Here is an 18,781-nt window from a genome sequence, read left to right as displayed (position 1 = left end):
GTCGCCGATCGGCGCCGTGACACTCAACCCGGAGCGTGACGAAATCGTCTCCGCGGCCACCGCTAGCGCAGAAAGTATGCGTTTGGCAACATGAACTCAGGCGACAACTACCTTGACATTCACCGACGTGCTCGCCTGCGATGCGGGCCGTTTTTCGCACGCGCTCATGCTTTTGGATTTTCACGGCTGCGGACATGAAGTGCGCGAAACGCCCCTGACTCTTGAAGAAAAACTCGACGACCAACTGCAACTCGTCTGGGGGTCACGTGCAAAAAGCATCGTCATCGCGCCGGAAGTCGATATCTGGCTGTGGGGAACCGATAGCGCGCTTCACGAAGCTCTTCACTGGTCAGCGGCAGAATCGATTCGTGACTGGCTGCGTCACCGTGGGTTCAGATTCAATGCCGACGGTAAGCCGCTACAGCCAAAAGAGGCCATGGAGGTCATCTGCCGCGAGCAAAAGCGGCCTCGATCTTCGGCTATCTATGAGAGAATCACCAGACGCGTCAGTCTTCAACACTGCACCGACCAGACGTTCCAGCGATTGCGGGCACAGCTCCTTGGCTGGTTCGCGCCATGAGTTCAAGACCTCGTGACTGGCAACAAGGGGTTTGACAGGAGATTGCACGCTTCGCTCCAAGGTGAGGCGATTTCCGCGAATAGTTAGGCAAGGGTATATATGAGCGATTGGGACTTTCTCCACGACATGCTCAATGACGGCTATAGCCCAGACCAAATAGCTGGTGCCGCTGCTTGTGGGTATAACCCTTGGGAGTGGGTGCCCGTACATGAGGAAGAATTGCCGGCTGTATCCCCGCAGGATGATCCTGAGCTGGCTATGATCTTCGAGAGCCTGGTTGAGAGCGCAAAGGCTTACTACGAACTCACAGGGCGCTACCTGCAAATTTGGGGTGAGTTGGGTGAGTTATATGCTGAAATAAAATATGGCATTAAGCGCCACAGACCACATACCAAAGGCTCAGATGGCAAACTTGGAAATGACTTTATAGAAATAAAAACCATCTCCCCAGAGAAAGATGGTGATCAAGTTCAAGTCAAACGCGCCGGAAACTTCAACAGACTGTTAGTTATCAAGATCAGCGAGAAGTTTAAGTTTGAAAGTCGCTTCATTGAACGTAAGCGTCTATCAAAGGGCGAAGGAACATATGCGAGGGTGTCTTGGTCGGCTCTCACCTCCACAAAGGAGGAGCCTCAAGCATGAACCACTCGCCTAATAATTGCTTGCATCGGACCGTCAAAATGCTGCGCATTTTGCCGTCCGATGAAGGCCAACGATATACTGCCTGTCAACTATTGCCAGACCGATCGGGGTCAGGAAAAAGCTCTCGCTTGACGCATGCTCTGGCGCGGGACAAGGAGCCGCCGCACGCGCGGAGGACTCGAACGGCCGGGCGTCGAACGACCCTGGAGTGGCCAGGCGACGGCATGCTGCGGTAACCCGCGGCCGTACCGCTGATCTCGCGCCACAGTTCGCTGATCGGTACGCGATTCCTGATCGTAAAGTCGACCCACTCAGTGGGCACGGCTGTGCCGGGATGGAAGCGGACTCCCCAGATCGGCTCGAAGGCATCGGTGCGCAGCGAATAGCGGGCGTCACCGATAACCGTCGGATCACTGGCGGCATGCGCTGTCCAGCCGGCCGAGAAATAGCTGAAGCGGGCAAAGTCACGGCGCACGCGCTGGTCGGCTCTGGCCTGCGGCGAGAGATCCTTCTCCAGCAGCAGATCGACGTGGCTGCCCTCCTTCCAGAGGGTCGTTTCGGCTCCGAGGAGACGCAGACGATCGGTGTACAGCGTCTCGCCGGACTGGTAGACCGATCGCCAGAGTACCGGATTACCGACTGTCGGAAACATCTCGGCGCGCGTTACCGGATGCCCGCGGGCTGCGGCGATCTGCGCCTGCACGTCCAGCGCGCGCTCACGCTGCCAGGCCGCCAGGCTGACGTAGCCAAGACCGAGCAGCAGGGCCAGCAGCGCCGGACCCCTGGACCGTCGACGCACGGCAAATACCAGTCCAAAGAGGAGGATCAACGTTAGCAAGGGGCCGATGGTGGTGATCCAGTGCCAGGCCACGCGCAACGGTGAGAACGGCCACAGCAGATGCGTCCCGTAGTTGGTGCAGGCGTCGAGCACCCCATGCGTTGCATAGCCAAGGGTACCGGCCATGAGGAACGCCCGCCAGTCGGCGCGATGGCGCTGCTGCAGCAGCCACGGTGAGGCGGCCAGGATGCCGCCAACCGGAATGAAGGCCAGTGCGTGCGTGAAGTGGCGGTGGTACTCGATCGCCAGCAAGGGATCGGCCGAGCTCCTGATCAGGATGTCGAGGTCAGGCAACACACCGCCGAAGCCGCCGACCAGCCACGCCTGGCGCCCCAGACGCGGGCCAAGGGCAGCCTGCGCAGCCGTCGCACCGAGCAGTGCATGGGTCAGAGGATCCATTCGAACTCCGGCTACCGGTTGAGTGCTCATCGCTCCTACAAAAAAGAGCGTCCGGGTGGAAGCCCACCCGGACGCTCTTCGAGCGGCAGGAACACTACGCGCTGTGCCGCCGCCGCAGGCAACCCAGACCAGCGATGCCGCCGAGGAGCAGTAGCCAGGTCGACGGCTCGGGGAGGAGCGACAGCTGCAGCGGGCCGCGCGTCGTGGACAACGGCGGGATGGTGTCGAGCGACAGTTCGACGAACACGTCGAAGAAGCTGTCAATCCGGAATCTAACTGCTTGTCCGCCCTCTGCCGTGATCGACGAGAAACCGGTAGACGGCACCGCAGAATCCAGCGTCAGTGTCAAGGTATGTCCGAGCACCGGGCCGCTCAGCGAAAGCGCCAGCAGTTCGGTTGTCCAGGTGCCAAGCGCGCTTGGCGATGTACGCCCGATGATTTCCTCCTCGAGCGTGCCGGACAAGTTCACGGGCCCGATCGGAACCCCTCCCAGGTTCGTTAATGTGCCCACGTAGGACGCATTGGCGACGATGTTCTGGCCTGATGAATCGAAAGTGGACGAAACGAGTGATGTCAGCGTGATCGTTCCCGGCACGACGCAGGCGCCCGCCGCGGGGAAGCAGCCAGCACCGATCGACGAAGCGTACGGAACGCCGAGGACCGGCAACGTCGGGGTGGCGGAAATGACGGACGCGCGTGCTGTCGTGACACAGGCAAGCAAAGCGATGATGCCGGCTGTCAGCGCGGCAGGAAAGCGTCGATGCGGACCAAACATCATGATGTTCTCCTCGCAAAAAATAGGTCTCGAGGATTCGAGATCCTGGCCACGACTTTAGCACGCTGTCTTGCCGGTATGCAATCTGGTCGTCACCAGCTATCGCCGAAACGTCGCAAGAAGAGCGGGCGCAGGACGGAACCGGCACGGGTTCCGCCGAATGACGGAACGCCTCCGGGTGTTTGTGCGCAACGCCCCGCTGGAGGTTTCCGCCTACGTCCAGATGGCCGAATTACTGGGGAAACCCGAACCGCCCAAGCCCCGGCAGCTTGAGGCCCGGCGAATTGAGATCGATGCCCAGGGTGAGGCCGAGCAGGTTGATCTCGACCCCCTCCTCCCAACCGACCAGCACGCCGGCAGCGCCGAGCACCGACACCTGCACGCCGGTGCCGCTCGGGCTACGCGCCAGTACGGCACCACCAGGCAGGTAATCCTTGCCAATTGCGGTCGGCGGCATGTCGACTCCCAGCTCGGGCACGGCGCGCGCGATATGCGCGACGAAGGTGTTGCTGTTGGGGCCGGGCCAGGTCCGATAGGTGTTCGGATAGGGATAGTGGCGCGCGGCCAGCCTGACCCGTTCGATCAGCGCATCGACCTGTGGCCCACGCACATCCGCGAGTTTCTCCGGGAAGGCGCCAAACCAGTAGTGATCCGGCCCGGTGCGACTGACCCGGATCGTGCTCATTCCCCGGTCGACACCCCACCCGACGACCTCGTAGCGGGTGTAGTGCGCGGCACCGCTTGGCTTGGTGACGATCCAGGTATGCACGCCAAAGGCGCCACGCCAGCCAACCGTGCGTGCACCGTAGACCTGAATCACCGCTTCAGGCGTGCTGGCCGGATCGGGCGCCTGACCGGAGGAGTCGCGGCGCGCCGTTCGCCAGTCGTTCCCGGCGCGCTCGAGGACGGTGCATCCGGTCGAGATCGCCACCGGCACCAGCATGCACGCGACGAGCGCGAGGCTCAGGCAGATCGATCGGCGCATGCTCGCCACCCTCTGCCCGCACAGTGTCCGGATGAAGCCGCGACGCGGAAGAGTCGCGGTTGCTGTGCGCCAGTCAAGGGGCTGGACACCGGTTGATTCGTGAAAAATTGCTCATCGGAAAATTTTACACCTTGCCGTACCACTCCCCTTGCCATGGCATCGACGGTGTCGTTACGCCCCGCTCTGGTGCATGCTCGCCAGAAGCATCTGTCCGCTACGCCAGCATCATGATCGTGCCGGCAATGGCGAGGCGCCATCAGGCATCGTCTCCAGCAGGCAGCCAAGCACGAGGATCACGCCGGCGCCCGACATGGGTCGCCAAAGCGCAATACGAAAGTCATCGGGTCAGCCATTACGGGAACTGGCGCGTTATTTGCTTGACCTAAAGTGTATGCGCCAATGCCGATTCGACCCGGCGCGGGCGCGATCATCGGGGAGGACAAAACCCTTTCTTGGAGAGCGCTATGGATATCGTCAGTCATTTTGCCGCCCGCTTCGACCGCACCCGCGAAGAGGAGCTTTCGCTGGAGGACTATCTTGCGGCGTGCAAGCGAGATCCGCTGAGCTATGCCAGCGCCGCCGAGCGCATGCTGCGTGCCATCGGCGAGCCGCAGGCGGTGGACACCCGCAATGACCCGCGGCTGTCGCGTCTTTTCGCCAACAAGGTGATCAAGATCTATCCGGCCTTTGCCGAGTTCTATGGGCTGGAAGACGCCATCGAACAGGTGGTCAGCTACTTCCGCCATGCGGCGCAGGGGCTCGAAGAAAAGAAGCAGATCCTCTACCTGCTCGGCCCGGTCGGAGGCGGCAAGAGTTCGATCGCCGAACGCCTGAAATCGCTGATGCAGGAGGTGCCTTTCTACGCGATCAAGGGTTCGCCGGTGAACGAGTCACCGCTCGGCCTGTTCGATCCGGAGGAAGATGGCGCCATCCTCGAGAAGGAATACGGCATCCCGCGCCGCTACCTCACGCGCATCCTGTCGCCGTGGGCGGTCAAGCGGCTCGAAGAGTTCGGCGGCGACATCCGCCGCTTCCGGGTGGTCAAGCGCTACCCGAGCGTGCTCAAGCAGGTCGGCATCGCCAAGACCGAACCCGGTGACGAGAACAACCAGGACATTTCGAGCCTGGTTGGCAAGGTCGACATCCGCAAGCTCGAAACCTACGCCCAGGACGACCCGGACGCCTACAGCTTCTCGGGCGGTCTGTGCCTCGCCAACCAGGGACTGCTCGAATTCGTCGAAATGTTCAAGGCGCCGATCAAGGTGCTGCACCCGCTGCTGACCGCGACCCAGGAAGGCAATTTCAAGGGCACCGAGGGCTTCGGCGCCATCCCCTTCGACGGCGTCGTGCTCGCGCACTCGAACGAGAGCGAATGGAAAGCCTTCCGCAACAACAAGAACAACGAGGCCTTCCTGGACCGCATCTACATCGTCAAGGTGCCCTATTGCCTGCGCGTCTCCGAAGAAGTGAAGATCTACGAGAAGCTGCTGCGCGGTTCCTCGCTGGCGCAAGCCACCTGCGCGCCGGGAACCCTGCCGATCATGGCGCAGTTCGCCGTGCTGACGCGCCTGAAGGAACCGGAAAACTCCAGCCGGTATTCGAAGATGCTGGTCTACGATGGCGAAAACCTCAAGGACACCGATCCACGCGCCAAGAGCTACCAGGAGTACCGCGACTACGCCGGCGTCGATGAGGGGATGAGCGGCATTTCGACCCGCTTCGCCTTCAAGATCCTCAGCAAGGTGTTCAACTTCGACTCGACCGAGATCGCCGCCAACCCGGTGCATCTGATGTACGTGCTCGAGCAGCAGATCGAGCGCGAACAGTTCCCGGCTGAAACCGAAGCGAAGTACCTCGCCTTCATCAAGGAACACCTGTCGGTGCGCTACGCCGAATTCATCGGCAAGGAAATCCAGACCGCATACCTGGAAAGCTACAGCGAGTACGGCCAGAACATTTTCGACCGCTACGTCACTTACGCCGATTACTGGATCCAGGATCAGGAGTATCGCGACACCGATACCGGCGAGGTCTTCGACCGCGCCTCGCTGAATGCCGAACTCGAGAAGATCGAAAAGCCTGCGGGTATCGCCAACCCGAAGGATTTTCGCAACGAGATCGTCAATTTCGTGCTGCGCGCACGCGCCAACCACCACGGCAAGAACCCGCTGTGGACCAGTTACGAAAAGCTGCGCACGGTGATCGAGAAGAAGATGTTCTCCAACACCGAAGAACTGCTGCCGGTCATCAGCTTTAATGCCAAGGCCAGCGCCGACGACGTCAAGAAGCACGAAGACTTCGTCAATCGCATGGTCAACAAGGGCTACACGTCGAAGCAGGTACGACTGCTCTGCGAGTGGTATCTGCGGGTTCGCAAGAATTCATGACTTTCGTGACCCGGTATCAACCTATGGCGTGGAGGACATCCCATGCAACAGATCATCGATCGAAGGCTGGCCGGCAAGAACAAGTCGATCGGCAACCGTGAACGCTTCCTGCGCCGGCACCAGGAGCAGATCCGCGAAGCGGTGAAGCGCGCCGTCGCCGGGCGTGGCATCCGCGACATCGCCCAGGGCGAGGATATCCCGATTCCACGCCGCGACATCAGCGAACCGGTATTCGGCCACGGCCCGGGCGGACGGCGAGAAATGGTGCATCCGGGCAACCAGGATTTCGTTCGCGGCGACCGCATCGACCGTCCACAGGGCGGCGGCGGCCGGGGCGGTTCCGGGCAAGCGAGCGATTCCGGCGAGGGAGAAGACGACTTCGTCTTCCACCTGACGAAGGAAGAGTTCATGCAGGTCTTCTTCGATGACCTGGCGCTGCCCAACCTGGTGCGCACGACGCTCGCCGACACCCCGGCCTACAAGACGCACCGGGCCGGCTTTTCCAGCGACGGGACGCCGAACAACCTGCATGTCGTGCGCTCGATGCGCGGCGCCATCGGCCGGCGCATCGCGCTCGGCAGCCAGGCGCGGCGCGAACTGGCCCGCCTCGAAACCCTTCTCGAAGCCCTGCTCGCACCACCCGTCAGCCCGTCGCGCCGGCCGGAAATCCAGGCCCTCGAGCGTGACATCGAAGCGCTGCGCGCGCATATCGAGCGCATCCCCTATCTCGACCCGATCGATCTGCGCTATCGCAACCGGGTGCGGACGCCGGTACCGACCGCCCGGGCAGTCATGTTCTGTCTGATGGATGTTTCCGGTTCGATGGACGAAGCGCGCAAGGACCTGGCGAAGCGCTTCTTCATCCTGCTCTACCTCTTCCTGACCCGGCACTATGAACGGATCGACCTGGTCTTCATCCGCCATCACACGCAGGCGCAGGAAGTCAGCGAACACGACTTCTTCCATGCCACGGAAACCGGCGGAACCGTCGTCTCGAGCGCGCTCGTTCTCATGGAGCAGATCATCCGTGCCCGCTACCTGGGTGGCGAGTGGAACCTCTACGGCGCACACGCCAGCGATGGCGACAACTGGCACAACGACAGCACGCGCTGCCGTGAACTGCTGGCAAACGAGATTCTGCCGCTGTGCCGCTATTTCGCTTATCTCCAGGTAGTCGAGCAGGAGCAGAACCTGTGGCAGGAATACGCGGCGCTGGCGGCAAGCTCCAATGCCTTCGCAATGCGCAAGGCCAGTACGGCCGACCAGATCTATCCGGTCTTTCGCGAGCTGTTCAGCAAGGAAGTGAGGGCAAAATGAATCCTACCCTGAGCGACCGGCCACCGCCGGCCCAGATGTCGGCGGCCAAGCTGCCGGCGCCAAGCGACTGGACCTTCGAATTGCTCGATCGGTATCACGAGGCCATCCGCAGCACCGCCCGGCGCTTCGGACTCGACACTTACCCCAACCAGCTCGAGATCATCACCGCCGAACAGATGATGGACGCCTATGCCTCGGTCGGCATGCCGGTCAACTACCGCCACTGGAGCTACGGCAAGGAGTTCATCGCCACCGACCGGAACTACCGGCGCGGCCAGATGGGTCTGGCCTACGAAATCGTGATCAATGCCAACCCGTGCATCAGCTATCTGATGGAAGAGAATACGATGGCCATGCAGGCGCTGGTGATCGCGCATGCCGCCTACGGCCACAACAGCTTCTTCAAAGGCAACTACCTGTTCCGGATGTGGACCGACGCGTCGTCGATCATCGACTACCTCGTCTACGCCAAAGACTACGTCGCCGGCTGCGAAGAGCGTCACGGCATCGACGCGGTCGAACTGTTGCTGGACAGTTGCCATGCACTGATGAATTACGGCGTTGACCGCTATCGCCGGCCGAGCCGGCTGAGTCTCGGCGAGGAACGTAGCCGGGCAGCGGATCGCGAAGCCTATGCGCAGCAACAGGTCAATGAGCTCTGGCGCACGCTGCCGCGGCGACCGGAAAAGGAAGCCGCCGAGAAGGAAGCGACCCGCTTCCCCGCCGAGCCACAGGAAAACCTGCTCTACTTCATCGAGAAGAACGCGCCGCTGCTCGAGCCCTGGCAGCGCGAAATCGTTCGCATCGTGCGCAAGGTGGCGCAGTACTTCTACCCGCAGCGACAGACGCAAGTGATGAACGAAGGCTGGGCAACCTTCTGGCACCATCACCTGCTGAACACCCTGTACGACGATGGCTTCCTCGCCGATGGCCTGATGATCGAGTGGCTCAAGTCCCATACCAACGTCGTGTTCCAGCCACCGGTCGGCCACCCGGCCTACCACGGCATCAACCCCTATGCGCTGGGTTTCGCGATGTACTCCGACCTCAAGCGCATCTGCGAAGCGCCAAGCGACGAAGACCGTGACTGGTTCCCGGACATCGCCGGCAGCGACTGGCTGGCCACGCTCGACCACGCGATGCGCAACTTCAAGGACGAAAGCTTCATCGGTCAGTACCTGTCACCGCGGCTGATGCGCGCCTTCCGGCTGTTCGCGATCGTCGACGACGAAAAGGCGCCGAAGCTGGAAGTGTCCGCGATCCACGACGAAGCGGGCTATCGCATTCTGCGTGAGGCGATGTCGCGTCAGTACGACCTGGGTTCGCGCGAACCCAACATCCAGGTGTGGAGTGTCAACCTGCGCGGCGACCGTTCGCTGGTCCTCCGCCACACGCAGCACAACGAGCGCCCGCTCGACGACCATGCCGAAGAGGTGCTCAAGCATGTCGCGCGGCTGTGGGACTTCCCGGTGCATCTCGAAAGCGTCGACAGCCACGGCAAGAGGTCACGCCATTGGCTGGTGACTCCCGCCCCCGACTGAAGCTAACGGTCATGACTTTTCCAGCCCTCCCGATCATGAAAGTCATGACCGTTTCCCTCCCTTGCAGGGCGCATTCCGGCTGGCACGCCGGAATCGCTCGATGGGCGCGGAGCATGCTCCGCGAATTCCCCCCTCTCACCCCCGACCCCTTCCACGGCCCCGAGGGGGAGGGAGGTTCGTCAGTCGCATACGCGACTTTCACATGAACGTGACTCGGCTGCTCGGGTCGTGCAGTTCGCGCAAGGCGACGAGGACGCCCGGTAGCGCCCTTTCGACGTTTGCCAGCAAAGGCCTGGCGTCGTCGCCGATACGGCCACTACGGCCAATCCTTTCCAGTTCCTTGCACAGTACCGCCAGGTGTTCGGCGCCGACATGGGCACAGCTCGACATCAGGCCGTACGCTGCCTTACGCAAGCTGTTTGCGTCGCCGGTCGCGATAGCCGCATGCAATTGCGCCAGGCGCGCCGGCGTATCGGCGAGAAAAGCTCTGATGACCGTGTCAAGCAGACGGGCAGCATCGGCTCCAGGTATCTGCCGGATGATCTCCAGAGCGCGTGGGTTGATTGCCTGCCCGGTGTCGGGAGCCTCTGACCTGCTGTGCGGCGAGGGTGGCGGCGCGGCTGCCGCACTGGACGAGGCGACCAGCGTCCTGGATGAGGCAACGCCCGCGCCGGCCCGCGGCAACCAACGCCAAAGGATCGACGATAAGCGGTCACGGGTGAAAGGTTTGCTCAGGTAATCATCCATGCCGGCAGCGAGACAGCGCTCACGGTCCCCTTCGACGGCGTTGGCGGTCAGTGCCACGACCGGCAATGGGCGGTACAACAGCCCCTGCTCCTGCCGCAAACGGATCTCCCGGGTGGCCTGAAAACCGTCCATTTCCGGCATCTGGCAATCCATCAGAACGAGGTCGAAGCGCTCACGGGACAAACGTTCGACCGCCGCCCGGCCATTTTCCGTCACGCTGCAGGTGACGCCGAGCGATTCGAGCATGGCACTGGCGACCGTCTGATTGACCAAATTATCCTCGGCAATGAGCACCCGCCCAGCGAGTGCATTCGTTCGGCCAAGGAGCGGCGATGACCGGCGCTCGACCGGCGATTCGAAAGCCTTCAACGCCAGCAGGGTGGTCATTGCATCGTAGAGATCGGAATGACGTACTGGTTTGCTCAGGTAGCAGTCTTTCCCGGCCGCCGAACGCTCGGGGTGCGTGACGCCAGCGCCGCCGGCCGATGCGAGCATGATCAGCGGCAGCGCCGCGTAGCGCGGGTGTGCGCGAATCGCACGCGCGACAGAGAAACCCTCGATGCCGGGCATGTGCAGATCAAGAATCGCCAGATCAAAGCGATGACTCTCCAGGCGGTCAAGCGTTTGCAGGGCATCCTGTCCGCTGTTGGCGATGGTGTGGCTCATCGACCAGCTCCGCAAGCAATGGGCAAGAATTTCGCAGTGAGTGAGATTGTCATCAACGATGAGCACCGAAAGCCCCTTCAGCCCCTCCCCGAGCGGGTTGAGCGCACGCGCATCATTCGCCTGTTTGAGCAGTGGCAACTCGAACCAGAACACGCTGCCTTGCCCAGGCTCGCTGATCAGACCAATCTGACCGCCCAGCATTTCGACCAGTTTTTTGGCGATGGCCAAACCCAGACCGGTGCCGCCGAAACGCCGGGTAGTCGAACCGTCGGCCTGGACGAAGGCATGGAACAGGCGACTTTGCTGGTCTTCGCTGATGCCGACACCGCTGTCCTGAACTTCAAGGCGGAAGTGCGCCTGCTTGTGGTCTTCATGCAGCAGCTTTACGCGCACGACAATTTCTCCCTGGCCGGTAAATTTGACGGCGTTGCTGACCAGATTGGTCAGGATCTGGCGCAGTCGTACCGGATCCCCCTTGACGGCGACCGGCAGCTCGTGCGGAACGCTACAAAGCAACTCGACCCCTTTGGCTGCAGCCGGCTGGGCGAATAGCTCGCCAACGCCTTCGACGAGCGCGCGCAAGTCGAAGGGGATGCTCTCAAGTTCGAGCTTGCCGGCCTCGATCTTCGAAAAATCAAGGATATCGTTGATCAGGCTCAGCAGATGCTCAGCGGACTGATAAACGGCATCGGCGAAGCGCCGTTGCGGCGTGCTGAGTTCCGTACCGCGCAGCAATTCGGTCATGCCGAGAATGCCATTCATCGGCGTGCGTATCTCATGGCTCATGGTGGCCAGGAACTGGCTCTTGGCGCGACTGCCGGCTTCCGCATTCTTCTGTGCTCGATGCGTGGTATCGACCATGCGGTTCAGTTCCGCATTGACCCGTTCGAGTTCCTGGAGCTGGGCGAGGTGCAGGCTCACGTCCTGGGCGATCAGGATCATTCGACACTCATGACGCTGCACGCCGGCGATCCCGGCACAGTAAACTTCGAGTTGCCGAACCTCGCCGTCGCGCGGGCGCAGTCGTACGCAGACAGGGTCACCCGCGACCTCCGAGGCAACCGCCATCGCCAAAGACCGCAGTACATCACGGCGCGCAGCAGTTTCGACCTGAGCCAGCGCCCTGGTGCCGATGAGTTCGTTCACGGTAGTGCAGCCGACCAGAGACTCGGCTGCGGCGTTCGCCATCATGACCCGACCCCACGGCCGGCTGACCACCAGAATCGGTAGCGGGGCCGTGTTCAGCAGCCGATCGAGAAACTGCTTGGAGGCCTGCAGGCTCGATTTGGTCGCCGTCAGCTCGTCCAGGGAGCGTGTCCATTGCTCACGTATCCGCGTCAGCTGCTTGACGCTGATTTTCAGGAGGATATTCTCCCGCTCCAGGGTGGCAAGGCGCTTGATCAGATCCGGGTCAGCGTCCGGAAGGACCATTTCACTCGATTCCAGCGTAGATGATGTCGAGCCCGCAACGCAGCTTCCGCAGATAATCGATGGCCGCGGGGACGTCTTTCCTGGTGATGATGGAACCATGTTGTGGCAGGATCGCCTCGATGTTCACTCCGACCAGCTTGTTGGCAAAACCCCGCGCTGCCACGTTCGAGGCCATGTAGTCCAGGTGGAACAAATCCATCGCCGCGACATGCTCCTCAAAGGATTCCACGACCAGGCTCCAGTTGATGTCGAGAGCGGCCCAGATGTCACCTGAAAACAGGTAGCGCGAAGCGGTATCATACGTGACGAAGGCTCCGGGGAAGTGCAGGAAGGGCGCCTCGATGAAGCGCAGCGCGCCACCGGATGGAAGCGGGTAAACGCCGTGCTCTTCCACCTCGAAGACCGGGTAATCTGGTTTTCCGTAATGCGGCAGCAGGACATGGGTGCGCGGCGTCGAGATGATTTTCAAGTCCGGATTGACCTCGAGCCAGTCCACCATCGAAGCCCCAACGTCCGGGTCCTGATGGGAAAGGACGATGCCGGTCACTTTCTCCGGGGCCACAATCTGACCTACCCGTAACTTGACTTGCTCGAAATAGGCGCGGTTGCCCGGGTCCACCAGGACCACTTCATCACCGTCCCGAATCAGGTAGGTATTGCAGCGAAATGCGGTCTCATCGGTAATGCCCAGCCAATAAACCACATGTCGGCCGTCGGAGAACAAAACGGTCGGACTCTCCAGACTCATCGTCACGACTGCCAAATCATGAGTGTTGATGGTGATCTCCTGTCAATGGGGAATAGAACCGCTCAACGGCGAAAAAACATCGCCGACGATCACGTCGCGATACAGGAAGAGAAAAAGGATGAAAAAAGAGTAGGAAATTCAACGCCACCGGTGAGTATATGTTCCCCATCACCTGTGGTCAATCGTGAACTGTCAATGATAAAGTCGCGGCATCCCGGACTCGGAAATCCCATATGACTGCCCCTACCCTCCGCAAAGAACTGCCCGACGACCTTTCCTCTGGGAGTGCCATGAACAACCTTCGCGACGTCACCCGACTGGGCCAGGTTTTCACGCCCCCGGCGGTGGTCTCCCGAATGCTCGCCCTGCGCCGCAATCACGGTCGCACGCTCGAACCCTCTGCTGGCGACGGAGCCTTCAGCCGCCAGATTCCCGGCTGCGTGGCGATCGAAATCGACGCTCGTGTCGCACCGCAGGGAGCGCGAGTCATTGATTTCTTCAGCTACCCGGCCAACGAACAGTTCGACACCATCATCGGCAACCCGCCCTACGTCCGTTACCAGGACATCGCTGCCGGCACCAGGAAGCTGCTCGACAGCACGCACTTCGACGGGCGCTCGAATCTTTACCTGTTCTTCATCGAGAAATGTGTTCGCCATCTGCGCCCAGGCGGCGAGCTGATCTTCATCGTCCCGCGCGAGTTCATCAAGCTCACCGCTGCGCGCAAGATGAACGGGTTTCTGTTCCACCAGGGTACGATCACCGATTTCATCGAAACCGGCGATTCGAACCTCTTCGGCGCCTACGTGCCAAACTGCGCGATCTTCCGCTTCGAGCGGAACCGCTTCGAGCGACGCATGCATGACGGTCGGACCTTCGCTCTGGTCGACGGCCAACTGATGTTCCTGAAGTCCAGCTACCCCCTCCCGCTCGCTCAACTCTTCGATGTCAAAGTCGGTGCCGTCTCCGGGGCCGACGCCATTTTCACCCACCCCAAGGGCAACCGCCAATTCGTCTGCTCGCACACCATCGACACCGGTGAGACACGGCGCATGCTCTACGGCATTCAGCATCCGCATCTGATACGCCACAAAGCCTCCCTGCTCGCTCGTCGCGTCCGCCACTTCGACGAAACCAACTGGTGGCTCTGGGGCCGCCAACACTACATCAGCGACTCGCCACGCATCTATGTCAATGCCAAGACACGCCGCCAGGCCCCCTTCTTTCTGCACGACTGCAAGGACTACGATGGATCGATCCTGGCGCTGTTCCCGAAGAACCAGGAGATGGATCTTGAACGGGCAGTGTGCTTGCTGAATTCGGCGGTCGATTGGGCGGAGTTGGGTTTCGTGTGCGACGGCCGCTTCCTGTTTACACAGCGTGCCTTGCAGACCTGCTTGCTACCCGAGAGGTTCTCGCAGCTCAGGGCGATATAGTGCTCCCCGAGAGTCACTATCCCCCCGGCAAGGCCGGGGGCTTTCAGCGTCAGATTCGGCATCACGCGTTCCCCGGCCCGCTGGCTTTTGACCGGAATAATCCTATCATCTGCGTAGCGGGCAAAGCGATGACCCCGCCTTTCCAGTTCCTTGTCGAACGGGTCCAGCAGAATGTTTGCCAAAAGTGGTGACCTCGGATCGCCCTGGGAGATGCCGATCTCGCTGCGTCCCATGTGCTCTCCGACCAGCATCCCAGCGTACAAGTAGCTTCCGATCAAGGCCAGCAGGCGCTGGTCGCTGATGGTTTGCCCCAGCCAGTTCATAAGCCGGTCATGATCGACCGTATTTCAGCAGCTTTTAAGCGGCCGGAGATAAGTTCTTCGGCATTCAACAGGGCAAAATTCCTTGCACTGTCCCTGCCGGATTGTCGAAAGACTTTTTCAGCAGCGCTTACGTTTTGTCTCTGGAAAGGGATCATGATTTCAAGTATGCCCCCTCCGCTTCGGCACACTCTTCCCCGAGCCGAACGGCCTCGCATCAGTTGTGTTGTCCCGGCATTGAACGAGCATGACAGCCTGCTCCTGCTGCTCCCGGAAATGGCCGAATTGCTGGGTCAGATCAGTTCAGCCTGGGAAATCATCGTCGTCGATGATGGCAGCACCGATGGTACGCCGCAACTCATGACAACCTATGTAACCGGCAACCCTGGGGTCTACTACCTGCAATTGTCGCGTAACTTCGGCAAGGAAGCCGCGCTCAGCGCCGGGCTTGAAGTGAGCGCTGGAGAGGTGGTGATCTGCATCGATGCCGATCTGCAACACCCGCTCACCCTGATCCCCGAAATGCTCGAACGCTGGCAGGCCGGTGTCGACACCGTCTATGCGGTAAAAAGAAATCGCGATGACGAATCCTGGCTCAAACGCGTCGGCGTTTCGATTTTCTACGGCATCCTGGGGCAGGGGCAGAAGGTTCGTATTCCCCCCGATGCCGGTGATTTCCGGCTGATGGACAAGCAGGTCGTAGACGCGCTGATCCGCCTGCCGGAACGCACCCGCTTCATGAAGGGGCTCTATGCCTGGGTTGGCTTCAAGGCCGAGCCGATGCTCTATGTTCCTGCTGAACGGCTGCATGGGCATAGCCATTTCAATCTGCTGCAACTGATTCGCTTCGCGGTCGATGGCATCACCGCTTTCTCGACCTGGCCTCTGCGCACTTTCAACCTGGTCGGCAGCCTGATTGCGATGCTTTCTTTTGCCTATGGCGCTTACCTGGTGATCGATTATCTGGTCAATGGGCACGACGTTTCGGGTTGGACAACCATCGTCACCGGGATGTTTTTCTTCTCTGGAATCAACCTGATGGCACTCGGTACCATGGGCGCCTATATCGCGCGGATTTTCGACGAAGTCAAGCAGCGTCCGCTCTATGTGGTCAAACGGAACATCGGGCAGAAACTACCCGAAGAAAAATCCTGAGCAGGCATCGATGAGCACAAGCAAGCAGCTGTCGGCATTTGTCGATACCCGATCAACGTCGCTGGTGATGCTAGCCACGGCCGTGTGGCTGGCGGCTACGGCCGGAATCCGGCCCTTGATGCTTCCTGATGAAGGACGCTATGCCGGCGTTGCCTGGGAAATTCTGACCACCGGTGACTGGCTGGTTCCCCGCCTCGACGGCATGCCGTTCTTTCACAAGCCGCCGCTGTTTTATTGGCTGACGACTTTGAGCCTGCGCCTGTTCGGAGCGCACGAGTTGCCGGTACGAGCAGCATCGCTCGTCGCCGGCCTCTGTGCCGCCGTTGGCCTCTACCGGTTCGTCCGTCGTTACCGGGACAGCCAGGTCGCCACCCTGTCGATCGTCATCCTGGTCACTCAGCCGATATTTTACGCGGGGAGTCAATTCGCGAACCTCGACATGCTGGTCGCCGGTCTGATTACCCTGACGATTCTTGCCGGGGCCGATGCCGTCCTTCGTCTCGAAGAGAAGCTTCCCTATCGCGCTGTCCTGGCCATGAGCTATGCCTTTGCCGCCCTCGGCATTCTTGCCAAGGGGCTGATCGGTATCGTCTTGCCGGGCGGCGTTTTGCTGCTCTGGCTGCTCTGGCGTCGAGCGTGGCGGCATTTGCCAGCGATCTTCTGGCTGCCGGGAGCCCTGCTCCTACTGCTGGTTGCGCTCCCGTGGTTTTTCTGGATGCAGCATTCCTACCCCGGATTTTTCGATTATTTTGTGGTTTATCATCACTTCCGGCGCTTCTCGGAAACTGGCTTCAATAACCAGATGGCCTTCTGGTTTTATATTCCGGTCATTTTCCTGGCCACTTTGCCGTGGTCGCCATGGTTGGCACGCGTCTTCGTCCAGGTCGACCACGGAGATGCCGGACGGGGTGGCTTGCGAAGCCTGATGGTGATCTGGTTCCTGCTCATCGTGGCCTTTTTTTCTCTGCCGAGTTCCAAGCTGCTGGGTTACATTCTGCCGGCGATGCCGCCGTTGGCCTATCTGATTGCCGAATCCTTTTCGCACTGGCTGGATCGTGACCGGACGCGTGCCCTGCGCTGCTATGTTGGGAGCCTGGGACTGGCCGCGATCGCCTGTGTCGCGCTGGTGGTCGGCGTTGCGCTGGCCGACAAAGTCTCCGCCAAACCTCTGGCGAGCATGGCCAGGCCCCTGCTGCAGCCACCGGACCAAGTGGTGTTGATCGATCAGTATCCATACGACCTGCCGTTCTACCTGCAAGCCCGCAAGCCTGCCTGGGTAGTCAGCGATTGGCAGGATCCGGAAATCGCCCGGCGTGACAATTGGCGAAAGGAACTCGCCGATGCCGGAGAGTTTGACCATGCCAGCCGGCAGGCGGTCCTGCTCACGCCCGCAGAGTTCGCGGCAAGACTCTGCAGTCCTGCTGCTGCCGGTGTATGGTGGATCTGGGGCAAGCCGTCGGCGCCCGAGGTGCTGCCGTGGCTGCAGCAGCAGCCGGTATTTGCCGCCGACCAGAGGCACGCGCTGTGGCGGCTGCAGCCGGAAACCCTCAGGAAGTTCTGCGGCGAAAAGCCCAGCCACGACTGAGGATGAAGGTCAGACCTGCGATCGCCACCAGAATCACTGCCAACAGCAGGTCATAGGCGATATTGGTGACGTGCAACAAGCAAGCGTAGCTCAGTTCGTTGATCACGAACCCGCTTGCCGAGACGAGAAAGAAGCGACCGCAGGCGACCGCCAGGGAGTTCTGCTGATGACGAAAGGTCAGGCGATAATGTCCACCAAACGAGACCAGAAAAGCGACCAGCCATCCGATCAGATTGGCCAGCAGCGGAGGCTGTTGCCAAACGGTGACGCAGCCCACCGCAATCAGCCAATGCGTTGCCGCCGCGGCACAGCCGACGAGCACAAACCAAGCGAGTTGCGTGAACATCACTACCATGCCAGGTGCCTCTAGTCAGGTGAAGACTTCCCTTGATGCGGCCCGTAAGCGGATCGCCATTTGCGCCGACGACTTCGGGATGTCTGCCGGAATCGACGCAGGCATTCTTGAACTGGCCCGACTGGGCCGCCTCAGTGCGGTGAGTTGCCTGGTGCAGGGGCCGACGCTGGGTGAACAGGTCTCTTCGCTGGCGCTGCTGCCGGTGGACATCGGGCTGCACCTCAATTTTACCGAGGCCTTTGCCAGGAGCCAATTCTGCTGCTCGCTGCCACGCCTGATCAGCGCCTGTTATCTGCGACAATTGCCGAGATCCTTGGTCACCACGACCATTGATTCCCAGCTGGATGCTTTCGAAACCCGCTTCGGACGTCCTCCGGATTTCATCGACGGCCACCAGCATGTCCATCAATTGCCGCTGATTCGTGAGCAGTTGCTGGAGTGCATTGCTCAGCGCTATCCGACACGCGCTCTCTGGCTGCGCTCGACGCAAACGGCGCGCCACTTGACAATCGATCGCGGCAAGCGCTTGAAGGCCAGGATCATTGCCTGCCTGGGTGCGCAAACGATGCGCCAGTTGGCGGATGCACAGGGTCTGCCGATGAACCGTCATCTGCTGGGGGTCTACGGCTTCTCGGCAGGCCCCGAAGCATACCGGCAACTGCTGATATCCTGGTTCATCGGTGCTGCAGACGGCGACTTGTTGATGTGCCATCCCGCAAGCGCTATCGAGGCTGGAGACCCGATCGGGCCGCAAAGGATGCGGGAACTCTCGGTGCTTGCCGACAGCTGTTTCCCGGCCTGGATCGAGGAGCATCGATTGACCATTTCGCGTCTGTCGAGAGCACTTGACTGATCTGCGTATCCGGGCGGAGCG

Annotated in this window: 15 protein-coding genes and 1 pseudogene; 9 read left to right on the top strand and 7 right to left on the bottom strand. The window is 60.9% G+C overall.

Annotation, left to right across the window (positions count from 1 at the left end; translation table 11 throughout):
• Positions 1-112 precede the first annotated feature (112 nt).
• Positions 113-580 (top strand): hypothetical protein, encoded by a 468-nt coding sequence (locus V5B39_RS09660; RefSeq protein ID WP_332342680.1) that lies wholly within the window; start codon positions 113-115, stop codon positions 578-580.
• A gap of 99 nt (positions 581-679) precedes the next feature.
• A complete protein-coding gene (locus V5B39_RS09655; RefSeq protein ID WP_332342679.1) occupies positions 680-1,222 on the top strand; it encodes a hypothetical protein in 543 nt (180 codons plus the stop codon).
• A gap of 85 nt (positions 1,223-1,307) precedes the next feature.
• Here the strand turns inward: V5B39_RS09655 and V5B39_RS09650 are convergent, their stop codons facing one another.
• The 3 genes from V5B39_RS09650 to V5B39_RS09640 all read right to left on the bottom strand — a co-directional run bounded on the left by V5B39_RS09650 (position 1,308) and on the right by V5B39_RS09640 (position 4,219).
• A complete protein-coding gene (locus tag V5B39_RS09650; RefSeq protein ID WP_332342678.1) occupies positions 1,308-2,459 on the bottom strand; it encodes a metal-dependent hydrolase in 1,152 nt (383 codons plus the stop codon).
• Positions 2,460-2,553: 94 nt separating this feature from the next.
• Positions 2,554-3,237, bottom strand: a complete 684-nt coding sequence (locus V5B39_RS09645) for a PEP-CTERM sorting domain-containing protein (protein ID WP_332342677.1) — start codon at positions 3,235-3,237, stop codon at positions 2,554-2,556.
• A gap of 229 nt (positions 3,238-3,466) precedes the next feature.
• Complete coding sequence (locus V5B39_RS09640) at positions 3,467-4,219, bottom strand: DUF3750 domain-containing protein (RefSeq protein ID WP_332342676.1); 753 nt, start codon at positions 4,217-4,219, stop codon at positions 3,467-3,469.
• 464 nt (positions 4,220-4,683) lie between these two features.
• Here V5B39_RS09640 and V5B39_RS09635 point away from each other — a divergent pair, with 464 nt between their 5' ends.
• The 3 genes from V5B39_RS09635 to V5B39_RS09625 are packed head-to-tail and all read left to right on the top strand — an operon-like array spanning position 4,684 to position 9,464.
• Positions 4,684-6,606, top strand: coding sequence for a PrkA family serine protein kinase (locus V5B39_RS09635; RefSeq protein ID WP_332342675.1), 1,923 nt, complete (start codon positions 4,684-4,686; stop codon positions 6,604-6,606).
• Between the two features lie 42 nt (positions 6,607-6,648).
• Entirely contained in the window at positions 6,649-7,923 is a 1,275-nt protein-coding gene (locus tag V5B39_RS09630) for a YeaH/YhbH family protein (RefSeq protein WP_332342674.1), read from the top strand.
• Positions 7,920-9,464: a SpoVR family protein gene (locus tag V5B39_RS09625; protein WP_332342673.1), complete on the top strand. Its 1,545-nt coding sequence runs from the start codon at positions 7,920-7,922 to the stop codon at positions 9,462-9,464. The genes V5B39_RS09630 and V5B39_RS09625 overlap by 4 nt, the downstream gene beginning before the upstream one ends.
• A 198-nt stretch (positions 9,465-9,662) precedes the next feature.
• On the opposite strand, the gene V5B39_RS09620 is transcribed toward V5B39_RS09625, so the two are convergent.
• Together V5B39_RS09620 and V5B39_RS09615 are read right to left on the bottom strand one after the other, a co-directional pair.
• Positions 9,663-12,308, bottom strand: a complete 2,646-nt coding sequence (locus V5B39_RS09620) for a response regulator (protein ID WP_332342672.1) — start codon at positions 12,306-12,308, stop codon at positions 9,663-9,665.
• A 1-nt stretch (position 12,309) separates the two neighbouring features.
• Positions 12,310-13,056, bottom strand: coding sequence for an MBL fold metallo-hydrolase (locus V5B39_RS09615; RefSeq protein WP_332342671.1), 747 nt, complete (start codon positions 13,054-13,056; stop codon positions 12,310-12,312).
• Positions 13,057-13,346: 290 nt separating this feature from the next.
• Between V5B39_RS09615 and V5B39_RS09610 the strand changes: the two genes are divergently transcribed.
• Entirely contained in the window at positions 13,347-14,492 is a 1,146-nt protein-coding gene (locus V5B39_RS09610) for a class I SAM-dependent methyltransferase (protein WP_332342670.1), read from the top strand.
• Positions 14,493-14,560: 68 nt separating this feature from the next.
• Here the strand turns inward: V5B39_RS09610 and V5B39_RS09605 are convergent.
• Positions 14,561-14,824 (bottom strand): annotated as a pseudogene (locus tag V5B39_RS09605) (reverse transcriptase domain-containing protein); the annotation flags it as partial.
• A 144-nt stretch (positions 14,825-14,968) separates the two neighbouring features.
• On the opposite strand from V5B39_RS09605, the gene V5B39_RS09600 reads away from it, so the two are divergent.
• Entirely contained in the window at positions 14,969-15,967 is a 999-nt protein-coding gene (locus V5B39_RS09600) for a glycosyltransferase family 2 protein (protein ID WP_332342669.1), read from the top strand.
• 10 nt (positions 15,968-15,977) lie between these two features.
• Entirely contained in the window at positions 15,978-17,552 is a 1,575-nt protein-coding gene (locus V5B39_RS09595) for an ArnT family glycosyltransferase (RefSeq protein ID WP_332342668.1), read from the top strand.
• Here the strand turns inward: V5B39_RS09595 and V5B39_RS09590 are convergent.
• The gene (locus tag V5B39_RS09590) at positions 17,515-17,907 is read right to left on the bottom strand and encodes a GtrA family protein (protein ID WP_332342667.1); all 393 of its coding nucleotides are present in this window, start codon (positions 17,905-17,907) and stop codon (positions 17,515-17,517) included. The genes V5B39_RS09595 and V5B39_RS09590 overlap by 38 nt on opposite strands.
• 19 nt (positions 17,908-17,926) lie before the next feature.
• Here V5B39_RS09590 and V5B39_RS09585 point away from each other — a divergent pair, with 19 nt between their 5' ends.
• The gene (locus V5B39_RS09585; RefSeq protein WP_332342666.1) at positions 17,927-18,760 is read left to right on the top strand and encodes a ChbG/HpnK family deacetylase; all 834 of its coding nucleotides are present in this window, start codon (positions 17,927-17,929) and stop codon (positions 18,758-18,760) included.
• Positions 18,761-18,781 lie beyond the last annotated feature (21 nt).

The organism is Accumulibacter sp. (assembly GCF_036625275.1).
GTDB lineage: Bacteria > Pseudomonadota > Gammaproteobacteria > Burkholderiales > Rhodocyclaceae > Accumulibacter.
Note: the sequence above shows the minus strand (reverse complement) of the source record. Positions and strands in the feature narration are given on the sequence as shown.

What these genes read in the sequence shown, in the direction of transcription:
- V5B39_RS09655 (WP_332342679.1), top strand. Translation starts at nt 680, where the DNA reads ATGAGCGATTGGGACTTTCTCCACGACATGCTCAATGACGGCTATAGC.
- V5B39_RS09650 (WP_332342678.1), bottom strand. Translation starts at nt 2,459, where the DNA reads ATGGATCCTCTGACCCATGCACTGCTCGGTGCGACGGCTGCGCAGGCT.
- V5B39_RS09645 (WP_332342677.1), bottom strand. Translation starts at nt 3,237, where the DNA reads ATGATGTTTGGTCCGCATCGACGCTTTCCTGCCGCGCTGACAGCCGGC.
- V5B39_RS09640 (WP_332342676.1), bottom strand. Translation starts at nt 4,219, where the DNA reads ATGCGCCGATCGATCTGCCTGAGCCTCGCGCTCGTCGCGTGCATGCTG.
- V5B39_RS09635 (WP_332342675.1), top strand. Translation starts at nt 4,684, where the DNA reads ATGGATATCGTCAGTCATTTTGCCGCCCGCTTCGACCGCACCCGCGAA.
- V5B39_RS09630 (WP_332342674.1), top strand. Translation starts at nt 6,649, where the DNA reads ATGCAACAGATCATCGATCGAAGGCTGGCCGGCAAGAACAAGTCGATC.
- V5B39_RS09625 (WP_332342673.1), top strand. Translation starts at nt 7,920, where the DNA reads ATGAATCCTACCCTGAGCGACCGGCCACCGCCGGCCCAGATGTCGGCG.
- V5B39_RS09620 (WP_332342672.1), bottom strand. Translation starts at nt 12,308, where the DNA reads ATGGTCCTTCCGGACGCTGACCCGGATCTGATCAAGCGCCTTGCCACC.
- V5B39_RS09615 (WP_332342671.1), bottom strand. Translation starts at nt 13,056, where the DNA reads ATGAGTCTGGAGAGTCCGACCGTTTTGTTCTCCGACGGCCGACATGTG.
- V5B39_RS09610 (WP_332342670.1), top strand. Translation starts at nt 13,347, where the DNA reads ATGAACAACCTTCGCGACGTCACCCGACTGGGCCAGGTTTTCACGCCC.
- V5B39_RS09600 (WP_332342669.1), top strand. Translation starts at nt 14,969, where the DNA reads ATGATTTCAAGTATGCCCCCTCCGCTTCGGCACACTCTTCCCCGAGCC.
- V5B39_RS09595 (WP_332342668.1), top strand. Translation starts at nt 15,978, where the DNA reads ATGAGCACAAGCAAGCAGCTGTCGGCATTTGTCGATACCCGATCAACG.
- V5B39_RS09590 (WP_332342667.1), bottom strand. Translation starts at nt 17,907, where the DNA reads ATGGTAGTGATGTTCACGCAACTCGCTTGGTTTGTGCTCGTCGGCTGT.